Genomic DNA, 13,104 nt, shown 5'->3' on the forward strand with positions numbered 1-13,104 from the left:
TTTCGCCAAAAATAAAATAAAACTTTGAAGGCGAGGATTTTCAATTATTGAATGGGTATTATTCAACAGCAAACTGTTAAGGGTACGTTTTATTCGTATCTGGGCATTTTCATAGGTTTTTTCACAACAAGTATACTGCAGCCCTGGGTTTTATCGCCAGAAGAAGTAGGACTCACAAGTATCTTGACTTCAACGTCGCTTATGTTTGCTCAATTTGCAATTCTCGGCTTCAATGGAACAACTCGTTATTTTCCTCATTTCAGAGATGAGAAAAGTAATCATCATGGGTATCTTTTCTTATTTTGTCTGGTTGGTTTTATTGGTTTTCTGATATTTACATTCGTTGCTATCATACTTAAGGATGAGATCATAAATCAGGAGGCGCAGGATTCGGGCATCTTTAAGGAGTATTATTGGTATCTTATTCCCTTAACTCTCTTTACCTTATATTTTAACGTCTTTGACCTTTACGCTCAGCGATTGTACGATACGGTGTCTGGAAGAGTATTAAGAGAATTTGCTAAAAGGGTTTTTATCCTTTTTGCTGTATTATTCATGGCATTTAAGTTTGTTGAGTTTCATGTTTTTATGCCCCTTTGGTTACTTGCTAACCTTATACCAACGGCTTTACTAGCTCTAAAACTATATAAAAGGAATCAGTTAGTTTTAAAGCCTGATTTCCAGTTTATTGACCGTGACCTGAGAAACAAGCTAGTTTCGATAAGCCTTTTCGCTATCCTGACAGGGTCCGCGCCACTAATAGTTGAGAACATTGATAAGTTCATGATCAACGGTAAGTTCGGATTAGATAGTACCGGAATATATTCTATCGCATTATATTTTGGTACAGTTATCACCTTGCCTGCCCGTTCCTTATACAGCATAGCCTATACAGTTGTATCAGAGTCCTGGAAGAGTAATGATTTGACTAATATTCGGATGATTTACAGGAAAAGCTGTTCGAATCAAACTATCGCTGCTGTTTTTATTTTCACCCTCATTTGGATCAACGTTGATAATATTTTCAAAGTCCTTCCAAGCGAATATGGGGCCGGAAAATACGTAGTGTTTTTTATAGGTCTGGCTAGTGTTATTGATTCGGCCACTGGAATAAATGGAGTGATTCTAGCCACTTCGAAATATTTCAAGTACGACTCGCTATTTTATCTGGTACTTGTGGGAGTTACTATACTACTTAACTTACTTTTAATACCTCCTTTTGGCATTACCGGTGCGGCAATGGCTGTAGCGGGTACCTATTTCGTTTTTAATTTATTCCGGCTGATATTTATTTATAAAGCCTTCGGGATGCAACCTTACACAAAGGTTTTTCCTTTAATTTTTTTCATAGGAGCAGTAGTATATAGTATTTGCCTGTTAATTCCAGACCTAGCTAATCCTTACTTTGATTCCATGCTTAAAACAGCTGCGGTATCCCTCTTGTATGCTGTTGGGGTTTATTTTGCCCGCGTATCTGAAGATATAAATAGCATTGCAGATAGTCTAATAGCAAAGGTTCTTCGTTACATGCAAAAAAAATAGGTCAAACTTTGCAGCTTGACCTATCTTCTAAAAAGTATTTTGTGGATTCTTACTGAGCAAATCTCTTAGCATTGATCTTACGCTCGTTCTCTGTTAAATAGATCTTACGTAGTCGCATGCTTTGAGGTGTAACCTCGATATACTCGTCAGCTTGGATATACTCCATTGCTTCCTCTAAAGAGAATTTGATCGCTGGTGCAATACGAGTGTTATCATCCGTTCCTGAGGCACGCATGTTTGTTAACTGTTTGCCCTTTACGATGTTAATTACTAGGTCGTTGTCACGGATATGCTCTCCAAGAATCTGTCCTTCGTAAACCTCCGCTCCCGGATCAACAAAGAAACGACCGCGGTCTTGTAATTTATCAATCGAGTAAGCGGTAGAAGAACCTTTTTCCATCGATACAAGTACTCCGTTCAATCTTCCCGGAATTGGACCTTTCCATGGTTCGTAAGCCTTAAAACGGTGAGCCATAATAGCCTCTCCAGCAGTTGCTGTAAGAACATTATTTCTTAGTCCGATAATACCACGTGATGGAATCTCAAATTCAAGATGCTGAAGATCTCCTTTTGGTTCCATGATCAGTAATTCACCTTTACGTTGAGTAACAAGCTCAATTACCTTACCTGCAACATCTCCCGGTACGTCAACAATTAAAGTCTCAACAGGCTCACATTTTACCCCGTCAATTTCTTTAACGATTACCTGTGGCTGTCCTACTTGTAACTCATATCCTTCACGACGCATAGTTTCAATAAGAACTGATAAATGCAGGATACCTCTTCCGTATACCAGATATGCATCCGGAGATTCTGTTTCAACCACCTTCAATGCAAGGTTCTTCTCAGTTTCTTTGTACAAACGCTCACGTAAACGTTGTGAAGTAACAAATTTACCCTCTTTACCAAAGAATGGCGAGTTATTGATCGTGAACAACATGTTCATTGTTGGCTCATCGATTTTGATAACTTCTAATTGCTCTGGATTTTCGAAATCAGCAATTGTATCACCGATGTCAAATCCTTCAATTCCTACAACAGCACAAATATCCCCCGAACCAACTTCCTGAACTCTTACTTTTCCTAATCCTTCGAATGTATAAAGTTCTTTGATACGGCTTTTTACAATCTTTCCGTCTCTTTTGACCAAAGAAACTGGTTGATTTTCTTTGACCACTCCCCGTGCAACACGACCGATGGCAATACGACCCACAAATGAAGAATAGTCCAAAGAGGTTATCTGCATTTGAAGTGTTCCTTCAAAGACCGGAGCTGGCGGAATATTTGCCAGGATTGCATCCATCAGAGGGAAGATATTATCAGTTGGAGTTTTCCAATCTGTGTTCATCCAACCTTGCTTTGATGATCCGTAAACCACCGGGAAGTCCAATTGCTCTTCCGTTGCATCCAGGTTAAAGAACAGTTCAAAGATTTGCTCGTAAACTTCTTCCGGACGACAGTTTTCTTTATCTACTTTGTTCACCACCACGATAGGCTTCAAACCAAGAGATAAGGCTTTCTGCGTTACGAATCGCGTTTGAGGCATTGCACCTTCAAATGCGTCGCAAAGCAACAATACACCGTCCGCCATTTTCAATACACGCTCTACCTCGCCACCAAAGTCCGCGTGACCCGGAGTATCTATGATGTTAATTTTAACGTCTTTATATTTTACAGACACGTTCTTTGAAACGATGGTAATACCACGTTCGCGCTCCAAATCATTATTGTCAAGGATCAATTCGCCAGTCTCCTGATTGTCCCTAAAAATTGCACATGAGTGTAAAATCTTATCAACCAGAGTAGTTTTACCGTGGTCAACGTGTGCGATAATCGCAATGTTTCTAATATTCTGCATGAAAAATGCTTCTCAAAATTTGCGCAAAGGTAGCGTTTTAATTTTGTATTTCCTTGTAATTGTAAACTTGAAAACTAATGACAATCAGGCATTAACAAAAGTTTAACTTTGCAATATGGGAGTTCAGGAACTATTGGTTGTCGCTTTATTTCTTATTGCTTTATTCTATATAGGAAGAATTATTTACAGAAATGCTAAGCCCCAAGGCGGTTGTGGGACTAGTTGCAAGTGTGGGATAGATTTTTCTAATATAGAGAAGAAATAAAGTAAGGGCCCTTTTATCAGGCTAAACTTTTTTCAATGAGACAAACAGCGTAAGCAACAACGCCTTCTTCTCTGCCAATGAAGCCCATTTTCTCATTCGTAGTAGCTTTGATAGATATGTCCTCCTCAGAAATTCCTATTGCCTCTGCAATGCGATTCTTCATCTCAGGCACGTGCGGGTTTATTTTTGGTGCTTCCAAACAGATCATGGCGTCTATATTCCCCACCGTCCAACCTTTCTCTCCGATAAGCCTAATGCATTCCTTCAGCAATATTAAACTGCTAATTCCTTTCCAGCGATCGTCTTTATTTGAGAAATGATAGCCAATGTCTCTTAAGTTGGCCGCCCCAAGCAAAGCATCGCAAATCGCGTGAAGTAATACATCTGCATCACTATGACCATAAGCGCCACTATGATGTTCTAATTCTACTCCGCCCATAACAAAGGGATGTCCCTCTCTTAATTCATGAACGTCAAATCCAAAGCCTACTCTTATTTTCATTTTTTTTCAGCAAAGGTAAACGCTAATGAAAATCTTAGTGTATTGGCAAGTGGGGATTTTTGCTGATTAGCTAAAATATAAGCGAAGTCAAGATTGAAATAATTGTATTGAAGTCCGGCACCAAGGGTTAAATAATTCCTGTTGCCCTTATTAGGGTTCTCGTAAATATATCCGGCCCTTAACGCAAACTGCTTGTTATAAACATATTCTAGGCCTGTTGAAAAGCTGATTTCCTGCATTTCCTCTTTAAAACCTCCAGGTGCATCCGTAAATGAACCAAAAATAGCTGATGGCACAGATAGAGTGGATGGATCACGACCAGATACAATAACTGTTTCATTATCTTCTGTTCTCGTTATAGGAGGAGAGGGCACTAACAACTTATTAATGTCAAGTGCAAACGTAAATTCACTTAATGCGTCGGGGAAAAACGTAGCTGCCCCGCCTAGTCGAAAATTAGTCGGTAGGAAAACTTTGTTGTTGCTTCCTTCAACATATTCGATCTTGTTTCCAATATTTGATATGTGTAATCCTGCGGCTAATCGTGAATCGTAACCTAAGAATACAGTTTCTTTTTTAAGATAGGCTGAAACATCCGCTGCCAGAGCTGTACCTGGTTTTGCTTGTCCATTTCCGGTCACCATGTTCGACCCCAAACTGGAACGAATAAATCTAAGGGCAGTTCCAAGTGAAAAGTTTTCACCAAATTTCCTGGCAAAGGTTCCGTCTATGGCGAATTCATTAGGGCTATAGCTTCCAGTAGACTGACCAGATTCATTGGTTAGGGCTATGTCTCCGAGTGAAAAGTAACGTAGGCTTCCTCCAACAACATTCCTGTCGTCGAGTCTGTAATAGCCACTAAGATATGCCAGATTTATATCCGGAACTAGTCGTTGCAGCCATGGGCTATAAGATAAGGATACCGATCCATTACCCTGAGTGAAAGCAAGTTTAGAAGGATTCCAGTGAACTGAGTTCGCATCTGAAGATACCGCAACTCCCGCTTCCCCCATAGCTCCAGCTCTGGAGTCAGGACCAATCAATAAAAAGGGCACCCCTGTTTGTATTAATCTGCTTCCAGATCGTCCGTCTGTCGTAGTTTCATCAACCGTACTTTGAGCTATAGAATCAAGTGAAGTAGATGTCAGGATAAATAAAGACAACGCCTTAATTATCTTGTTATAACCTTTCATGCTTTAAAAGTATTAAAAAAACGTTTATAACAACAATTATTTGGGTATTAAAGGCGAAAAACAAAGGTTTGTTTAATGTCCTTATTTCTAGGATCCTTTCTTATAAAATTCGTAACTATCAAATAAAGTTTTCGTATCAGGAGCTTAATAATAGAGAACACATCTGCTTAAATCATTTTTTTATGTTAATGATTTATAGCTACTTTTAGCAATTAATGCTCATAATAAAAAATGAAAAGAATATCTATAGTTTTTACAACGGGGTTGCTTGTGCTGGGATTGTTTGGGACTGCATGTAAAAGCAAAAGTGGAGGAGCTTCTTCAAAAACGGGCTGGAAATACAATGACAAATATAACGGCGGTTTCCAGGTAGCAAAGAAAGTTAAACCGGGGGCAGGGCCAGGTTTGATAGCTATCGAAGGAGGAACTTTCGTTATGGGTGGTAGTCTTGATCAGGATCTATCCTACGAATTTGATAACGTTAGAAGAAGAGTTTCCGTGGCATCGTTCTATATGGATGAGACTGAGGTTTCAAACGTAGACTGGCTGGAGTATCTTTATGACTTACGTCAAAAGTTTCCAAACGACAGAGAGCTGTATTATAATGCACTTCCTGATACTCTTGTTTGGAGACGCCCATTATCATATAACGAACCATACGTCGATAACTACCTACGGCACCCTGCTTATCAGGACTATCCAGTTGTAGGTGTCACTTGGGAGCAAGCTGTGGCATACTCTGAGTGGCGTACCGATCACGTAAATGAGGGTATCCTTCGTGAAAGAGGTATTCTAGCTGACTTTAAAACTAAAACTGGTAAAGGTAATGGGCAGGCAGCAGGAGCATCAACTGCTTCAGCAGAGCCTTTCAATACGGATATTTACTTAAATGGTCAGATCAGAGGTGAGGGCATTGATGGAAAAAGGATGATCAAGGATCTAAGCCCTAATGCACAGGCTTCAGGAACTGGTGCAAAGAAGGGAGCTCCAACGCGTCCGGCGAGACTGGAAGACGGTATTTTAACTCCTCCTTACAGGCTTCCAAGTGAAGCTGAATGGGAATATGCAGCCTTAGCTTTAGCAGGAAATACTGAGTATGAGAATATCAACGACGGCAAGATCTATCCCTGGAATGGTTTAGGGGTTCGCTCAGCTAAGCAAAGTACAAGGGGCTTAATTATGGCCAACTTTAAGAGAGGGCAGGGGGATAACATGGGTACTGGTGGATATTTGAATGATAAAGCAGATATTACAGCACCAGTAAAGAGCTACATTCCAAACGATTTCGGTTTATACAATATGGCCGGTAACGTTAACGAATGGGTGAGAGATACTTACAGAAAGCTCTCGTTTGAGGATTTCGAAGATTTCAATCCTTTCCGCGGAAACCAGTATGTGAATAAGCGTCTTGCTGATAGAAATACAGGGGTTTATGCCAAAGACAAATACGGTAAACCAATTAAAGATGCGGCTCCTTCAAGGAAGAAACAATCGTGGAAAGAACTTAATGGTGCTGTTGATTCCAGCAGGAACGAAGCGATTGCGGGTAAGCCATTTAACCCTGACATGCGCGGTTTTAGAGATACAGTGGATGCAAAATTGTACGGCACAACTACTTTGGTCAACGATCAATCAAAGGTATATAAGGGTGGATCCTGGAACGACCGGGCATATTGGTTAAATCCGGCAACAAGAAGATTTATGCAACAAGACGAATCAAGTGCAGAAGTAGGGTTCAGGTGTGCAATGAATATGGTTGGTACTGCGGAGATTAATCCAAAAGGAAAGCCTCAGTTCCGTCAGCCGCCTTCAAAAGCAGCTAAGTCATTGTCAAAAAGATAAGTAGCCCTTTATCAATAAAAGAAAAGCCCGGATGTCCTCCGGGCTTTTCTTTTAAAAGCTATATAAGATGTATTTATCAAACTTACTACTGCGAAAGAAACTATATTAAATGAAAAAAGAGCGATGCCGCTCTTTTTTCATTTAATATAGTTCAATCTATGCTGATCAGGTATCCTTATTTGTATAATGGGAAATCCTCCATTAACTCTTCAACTTTTTTACGAACTTTCTTAAGAGCAGCCTGGTCATCAGAATTTTGAATAACAGTATCGATCAGATCAACAATTTTATCCATGTGCTTCTCTTTTAAGCCACGGCTTGAGATTGCTGCTGAACCTACACGAATTCCTGAAGTAACAAATGGTGATTTGTCATCAAATGGAACCATGTTTTTGTTAACGGTAATATGAGCTTGCTGTAAAGCCGCTTCAGCTACTTTACCAGTAATGTTCTTATTTCTAAGATCGATCAGCATTAAATGGTTGTCTGTACCCCCAGAAATAATCTCATAACCACGGTTTACAAAGGCATCCGCCATTGCAGTTGCATTTTTCTTAACTTGTGTTACGTATTTTAGGTAGTCGTCTGTTAAGGCTTCACCAAAAGCAATTGCTTTAGCAGCGATAACATGCTCTAAAGGACCACCTTGAGTTCCAGGGAATACAGCCATATCGAGTAATGAAGACATAGGCCTGATTTCACCTTTAGGGGTTTTTAAACCAAAAGGATTTTCAAAGTCTTTTCCTAACATGATCATACCACCACGGGGACCTCTAAGGGTTTTATGCGTTGTAGTAGTAACAACATGGCAATGAGGTAGTGGATTGTCCAGAAGTCCTTTAGCAATCAATCCAGCAGGGTGAGAAATATCTGCTAAAACTAGAGCTCCAATTTGATCGGCAACTTCCCGGATAAATTTATAATCCCACTCACGAGAATAAGCGGAAGCTCCACAAACTATCAATTTTGGTTTTTCCCTTAGCGCTGTTTCTTCCAGTTGTTTGTAGTTGATTCTTCCTGTTTCTTTTTCAACTCCATAGAAGAATGGCTGGTAAAGCTTACCTGAGAAGTTAACAGGAGAACCATGAGTTAAGTGTCCTCCATGAGAAAGATCAAATCCTAAGATTTTATCACCAGGTTGAAGCAAAGCAAGCATTACTGCGGCATTTGCTTGTGCCCCTGAGTGAGGCTGTACGTTTACCCACGCTGCATTGAAAAGCTCCTTCGCGCGCTCAATTGCGATTGACTCGATTTGATCTACAACTTCACAGCCACCGTAATAACGCTTTCCCGGAAGTCCTTCTGCATATTTGTTTGTAAGAACAGATCCTGCCGCTTCCATTACCTGTTTGCTTACAAAGTTTTCAGAAGCAATAAGTTCCAGACCGCTTTCCTGGCGCTCTAGTTCTTCTTCAATCAGCTTAAAGATAACTTTATCTTTCTTCATTACTTATGTTTAATTATTTATAAACTACTCTAATTCTGTTCTTTTGTTCCAAACGGAGAAGTCATTAAATCCCAGACCTGTTTGAATTGATATCAATTGCTGCTGCAACATTTCTAACACCGCCAAAAAGTTGTATACAAAGTGAACTTTATTCTCGGAATTCCTGAGCATCTGCTGGAAATCTATTTTCTCATTAAGGCTTAACAACTCGCCTATCACCTTTTTTTGCTGCTCAATAGTATAGGGATATTGAACAACAGTGTGGGTGGCATCTACGCTACGACTCCTGTATCTGCTCATTATCCTTTCGTAAACAAGCAGTAGTCGATATAAGCCTAACGTCGATAGCTCCTCACCAGCCTCAGAGGTTTCAGCAGCCAGTTTGAGATCTTCTGCAATATTTCCTCGTTTCTCTTGCTTGAACCTCTCAGCCTCGTACACCCTCAATTCCTCAGCAACTTGTTTGAATTTCTTGTACTCAATAAGTTTCTGAACGAGGTCTTTCTTCAGATCAATCTCGTTCCCCACCTCGTCCAGCTCCGGCCTGGGTAAAAGCATTTTTGCTTTAATTCGCATTAAGGTAGCTGCAATGAAAATAAATTCACTTGCAATTTCAATGTTAAGGGCGTTTAGCTGCTGAATATAGCCAAGAAAATCGTCCGTAATTTTTGCAATGGGAATGTCGTGAATATCCAGTTCGTCTCGTTCAATGAAGAACAAAAGAAGATCAAAGGGGCCTTCAAACTGGGGCAGCTTTATTGCGAAAGTTTCTTGCTGTATCACCGCGAGGCAAAAATAAAAAAATTGAGGGTTATATTCTTATTGTGGACGAAAAGATTTATTGATGGTGGTTTTGAACCACTTTGTAATAATAATGACTAATGTTAATTCAGAACAATTACTGCCCGTAAACGTTTAAATAGAACACTCTGTTGACCTAATTGAGACTTCTTGCTTTTGTAAATAAACGCAATCTAATCACATTTTGTCAATTTTATTGAGTTAATTTGTGGTTTGATTTTTAACAACCTACCAGCATGGAAGTAAAGGCGGGAGAACTTTTAGAGCAAATAAACTTTCCTTCTGATCTAAAGAAATTTAGCGACAATGACTTAGAAAAAGTTTGTCAGGAGTTGCGTCAATATATTATTGATGTAGTTTCTGTCAATGGTGGTCATTTTGGCGCAAGTTTAGGGGTTGTCGAGCTTTCCGTTGCTTTACATTATATTCTTAATACGCCCTATGACCAACTTGTCTGGGATGTCGGCCACCAGGCCTACGGGCACAAAATATTGACAGGACGCCGTTCTGTTTTTCATACAAATCGCATTTATAAAGGCATAAGCGGCTTTCCAAAAAGATCCGAGAGTGAGTACGATACATTTGGAGTAGGACACTCTTCTACTTCTATTTCGGCAGCCCTCGGTATGGCTGTAGCTTCCCAATATAAAGGAGAGAAGGACCGTCAACATGTTGCTGTAATTGGTGACGGAGCGATGACAGCAGGAATGGCTTTCGAAGCACTTAATCACGCAGGTATAGAAAACTCGAACCTTCTGGTGATCCTGAATGATAACTGTATGTCTATCGACCCTAATGTAGGTGCTCTAAAGGAGTATTTAACAGACATTACAACCTCCAGACAGTACAATAAGTTTAGAGACGATATTTCACACGTTCTTGGCAAGCTTTCGGAGCTTGGTCCTAACGCACACACTGTCGTTAAGAAAATAGAAAAAAGCATTAAGGGAACCTTGCTCAAAAAGAGTAACTTCTTTGAAGCACTTAAATTTCGTTATTTTGGTCCTATTGACGGGCACGACGTGAAGCATCTTGTGAAGGTTTTGCGGGATTTACGCGAAATTCCGGGGCCCAAGCTACTCCACTGTGTTACTGTAAAAGGAAAGGGCTTTGCTCTTGCGGAAAAAGATCAAACGAAATGGCACGCTCCCGGTCTTTTCGATAAGATCACCGGAGAAATCAAAAAGACTGTTTCTGAGAAACCGCAGCCACCGAAATATCAGGATGTGTTCGGTCATACCATAGTCGAACTTGCAGAAGCAAATCCAAAGATCATGGGGATAACTCCCGCTATGCCTTCAGGTAGTTCCTTGAATATTATGATGAAGGCAATGCCAAAGAGAGCATTTGATGTTGGTATCGCAGAGCAGCACGCGGTCACTTTTTCGGCCGGGCTTGCAACTCAAGGCCTAGTGCCATTCTGTAATATCTACTCCAGCTTCATGCAGCGCGCCTACGATCAGGTGATCCATGATGTTGCACTGCAAAAGCTCAATGTAGTGTTCTGCCTTGACCGGGGCGGGTTTGCAGGAGCGGACGGAGCTACCCATCATGGCGCATATGACCTTGCTTATATGCGTAGTATTCCTAATATGATCGTTTCTGCACCTATGAACGAAGAAGAGCTGCGAAACCTCATGTACACTGCTCAATTGGATAATATGGGTCCGTTTTCTATTCGTTATCCGAGAGGACAGGGCGTATTAACTGATTGGAGGAGACCCCTGAATGCCATTCCTGTGGGTAAGGGACGCAAGGTTTGTGATGGGGAGGATGTCGCAATTCTAACCGTTGGGCACATTGGTAACGAAGCAGTAAAAGCTACGCTTAGCCTCAACGAGGAAGGAATTTATCCTGCTCATTATGACTTGAGGTTTGTAAAGCCTCTGGACGAAGATTTACTACACGAAGTGTTTAGAAAATTTGATAAGGTTATTACGGTTGAAGATGGATGCCTGCCTGGAGGGTTTGGGAGTGCTGTGGTTGAGTTTATGGCGGATAAAGGATATACAGCGAAAGTAACTCGTCTCGGGATCCCAGATTCAATTATTGAGCACGGTGAACAAGCCGAGCTATGGGCAGAGTGTGGATTTGATGCAAATGGAATCGCAGCCTCCGTGAGAAACATGGCTGTTAGCCGAAAAACAGAGAGTCTTGCCAGCTAATTATTTCTGTTCAATATATAATGAAGAAGGTGGATTTGCATTTAAAAGCGAATCCACCTTCTTCATTTATAAGGCTACTGTTCTTTTAGAAGTTCAGCAGCTGCCTCTACCTCGTTATACCAGTCTTCTCCGTAATTTCTAATCAGAGGCTCTTTTAAAAACTTGTAAACCGGAACTTTTAAGGAGTTTCCAAATGAACAAGCAGGACTGCATATATGCCAGCGGTCATAGTTCAAAACCTCAAATTCGGGATAAGACGTTATCCGGATAGGGTACAAATGACAAGAAACAGGTTTTTTCCAATGTATTTTTCCTTCTAGATAAGCTTTTTCAATTGCACATTTGCTTATTCCATTCTCCCACATTACATAAGCACATTCCTTATTGCCATCAACACAGGGTGTTGTGTAATCTCCTTCAAAATCCTCTACCCAGGTACCGTACTCTTCAACCGTCTTAATTCCTTCTTCGGTCATGTAAGGCTTTACAAGTGGGTATATCTCCTCCAAAACTTTAAGTTCCGGCTTAGTTAAGGGCGCCCCTGAATCTCCCTCAACACAACATGCTCCTTTGCATTTTTCCAAGTTGCACACAAAATTCTCACTGAAGACATCCTCATGCACTAAAGTGTGCTGTATCTCTATCATGCTCAATAATTACTATAATGATTATTTACTTACGTTAAGGGGATATTTTAGATTATTTGCTGAGGTAAGTTCCATAGTAACTGAACCGACCAGAATGTCTACCTGAGCTTTAACTGGAATCCTGTTGCCATCGTCTGTGATCCATAAATAAAGTTTACTGTCTTTTTTAAAGATCCTGCCAGGTTGAATGGTCGGACTAAACTTTAAGCAGTTAAAATACCCTAAGGCTGTTTTCACCCTTTCTTTGCCTATATAGGTTATGTCAAGCGATGCAACAGTATCATCAAGAAAATAATACATTTTTAAAGGTGCACCTGCTTTCACATCTTTCATATCCAAATTTCTGGCAAAGTAATAAGCTGAAACCACATCAAAGGTCTGGTCTTTGGCTTTAAATGTTCCTTTATTGGCAACCACTTTATGTTGCTCCTGATAGAAACGTGCCTTATCTTTCCTTCTGTAATTCGACTCATGAATGTTCTCTGTGTACAGATGAGGAAGGAATGTCTCCTTGTCAATGAACGAATCGTAGCGGTTCCTCACTTTGTAAAAAATATCAAAGGTGCCGGAAGTCTTTCCCTGAGCAATCAGATTAAAAACAGGCCTATTACTTAGCTTTAAATCAGAATCCTCCACTTTCAAGGTTGCTTCTGCTGCAGTAATGAACCCATATCTAAGGCGATATTTCAGCGTTTCACCTGGTTTAAAAACAGGCTCATTTTTGCTATCAAGAGTTTGGGCAAAAACAAACTGAGTTGCTAGTCCAAATATTATTAGTGCGAATAATCTCTTCATATTTTAATTCTCCGTCCCATCTTTATACTGACAAGACGAAAGGAGGT

At 40.4% G+C, this 13,104-nt stretch carries 11 protein-coding genes; 4 read left to right on the plus strand and 7 right to left on the minus strand.

Features of this window, described 5'->3' with window-relative positions; translation table 11 throughout:
• Window positions 1-51 precede the first annotated feature (51 nt).
• Entirely contained in the window at window positions 52-1,542 is a 1,491-nt protein-coding gene (locus J4N25_RS09670; protein ID WP_207421987.1) for a lipopolysaccharide biosynthesis protein, read from the plus strand.
• Between the two features lie 49 nt (window positions 1,543-1,591).
• On the opposite strand, the gene typA is transcribed toward J4N25_RS09670, so the two are convergent.
• Window positions 1,592-3,400, minus strand: a complete 1,809-nt coding sequence (typA, locus tag J4N25_RS09675; protein WP_207421988.1) for a translational GTPase TypA — start codon at window positions 3,398-3,400, stop codon at window positions 1,592-1,594.
• A 115-nt stretch (window positions 3,401-3,515) separates the two neighbouring features.
• Here typA and J4N25_RS27240 point away from each other — a divergent pair, with 115 nt between their 5' ends.
• Window positions 3,516-3,665 carry a FeoB-associated Cys-rich membrane protein gene (locus tag J4N25_RS27240; protein WP_207421989.1) on the plus strand — a complete coding sequence of 50 codons (150 nt, stop codon included), beginning with the start codon at window positions 3,516-3,518 and terminating at the stop codon, window positions 3,663-3,665.
• 16 nt (window positions 3,666-3,681) lie between these two features.
• Here the strand turns inward: J4N25_RS27240 and ispF are convergent, their stop codons facing one another.
• Together ispF and porV are read right to left on the minus strand one after the other, a co-directional pair.
• Entirely contained in the window at window positions 3,682-4,167 is a 486-nt protein-coding gene (gene ispF, locus J4N25_RS09685; RefSeq protein WP_207421990.1) for a 2-C-methyl-D-erythritol 2,4-cyclodiphosphate synthase, read from the minus strand.
• Complete coding sequence (gene porV, locus J4N25_RS09690) at window positions 4,164-5,360, minus strand: type IX secretion system outer membrane channel protein PorV (protein WP_207421991.1); 1,197 nt, start codon at window positions 5,358-5,360, stop codon at window positions 4,164-4,166. The genes ispF and porV overlap by 4 nt, the downstream gene beginning before the upstream one ends.
• Window positions 5,361-5,591: 231 nt before the next feature.
• Here porV and J4N25_RS09695 point away from each other — a divergent pair, with 231 nt between their 5' ends.
• On the plus strand, window positions 5,592-7,202 hold the full coding sequence (locus tag J4N25_RS09695) for an SUMF1/EgtB/PvdO family nonheme iron enzyme (RefSeq protein WP_207421992.1): 1,611 nt from the start codon (window positions 5,592-5,594) through the stop codon (window positions 7,200-7,202).
• 175 nt (window positions 7,203-7,377) lie between these two features.
• Here the strand turns inward: J4N25_RS09695 and glyA are convergent, their stop codons facing one another.
• On the minus strand, window positions 7,378-8,649 hold the full coding sequence (glyA, locus tag J4N25_RS09700) for a serine hydroxymethyltransferase (RefSeq protein ID WP_207421993.1): 1,272 nt from the start codon (window positions 8,647-8,649) through the stop codon (window positions 7,378-7,380).
• A gap of 24 nt (window positions 8,650-8,673) precedes the next feature.
• Window positions 8,674-9,432: a segregation and condensation protein A gene (locus J4N25_RS09705; RefSeq protein ID WP_439648752.1), complete on the minus strand. Its 759-nt coding sequence runs from the start codon at window positions 9,430-9,432 to the stop codon at window positions 8,674-8,676.
• A 254-nt stretch (window positions 9,433-9,686) separates the two neighbouring features.
• On the opposite strand from J4N25_RS09705, the gene dxs reads away from it, so the two are divergent.
• Window positions 9,687-11,615: a 1-deoxy-D-xylulose-5-phosphate synthase gene (gene dxs, locus J4N25_RS09710; protein WP_207421994.1), complete on the plus strand. Its 1,929-nt coding sequence runs from the start codon at window positions 9,687-9,689 to the stop codon at window positions 11,613-11,615.
• 74 nt (window positions 11,616-11,689) lie between these two features.
• Here the strand turns inward: dxs and J4N25_RS09715 are convergent, their stop codons facing one another.
• Complete coding sequence (locus J4N25_RS09715; protein WP_207421995.1) at window positions 11,690-12,262, minus strand: DUF3109 family protein; 573 nt, start codon at window positions 12,260-12,262, stop codon at window positions 11,690-11,692.
• Window positions 12,263-12,283: 21 nt separating this feature from the next.
• Window positions 12,284-13,057, minus strand: coding sequence for a DUF3108 domain-containing protein (locus J4N25_RS09720; RefSeq protein WP_207421996.1), 774 nt, complete (start codon window positions 13,055-13,057; stop codon window positions 12,284-12,286).
• Window positions 13,058-13,104 lie beyond the last annotated feature (47 nt).

It is taken from the genome of Desertivirga brevis (assembly GCF_017355835.1).

Bases quoted from the DNA above. Each gene is read 5' to 3' on its own strand.
- J4N25_RS09695 (WP_207421992.1), top strand. From the start codon at position 5,592: ATGAAAAGAATATCTATAGTTTTTACAACGGGGTTGCTTGTGCTGGGA.
- glyA (WP_207421993.1), bottom strand. From the start codon at position 8,649: ATGAAGAAAGATAAAGTTATCTTTAAGCTGATTGAAGAAGAACTAGAG.
- dxs (WP_207421994.1), top strand. From the start codon at position 9,687: ATGGAAGTAAAGGCGGGAGAACTTTTAGAGCAAATAAACTTTCCTTCT.
- porV (WP_207421991.1), bottom strand. From the start codon at position 5,360: ATGAAAGGTTATAACAAGATAATTAAGGCGTTGTCTTTATTTATCCTG.
- J4N25_RS09720 (WP_207421996.1), bottom strand. From the start codon at position 13,057: ATGAAGAGATTATTCGCACTAATAATATTTGGACTAGCAACTCAGTTT.
- typA (WP_207421988.1), bottom strand. From the start codon at position 3,400: ATGCAGAATATTAGAAACATTGCGATTATCGCACACGTTGACCACGGT.
- J4N25_RS09715 (WP_207421995.1), bottom strand. From the start codon at position 12,262: ATGATAGAGATACAGCACACTTTAGTGCATGAGGATGTCTTCAGTGAG.
- J4N25_RS09670 (WP_207421987.1), top strand. From the start codon at position 52: ATGGGTATTATTCAACAGCAAACTGTTAAGGGTACGTTTTATTCGTAT.
- ispF (WP_207421990.1), bottom strand. From the start codon at position 4,167: ATGAAAATAAGAGTAGGCTTTGGATTTGACGTTCATGAATTAAGAGAG.
- J4N25_RS27240 (WP_207421989.1), top strand. From the start codon at position 3,516: ATGGGAGTTCAGGAACTATTGGTTGTCGCTTTATTTCTTATTGCTTTA.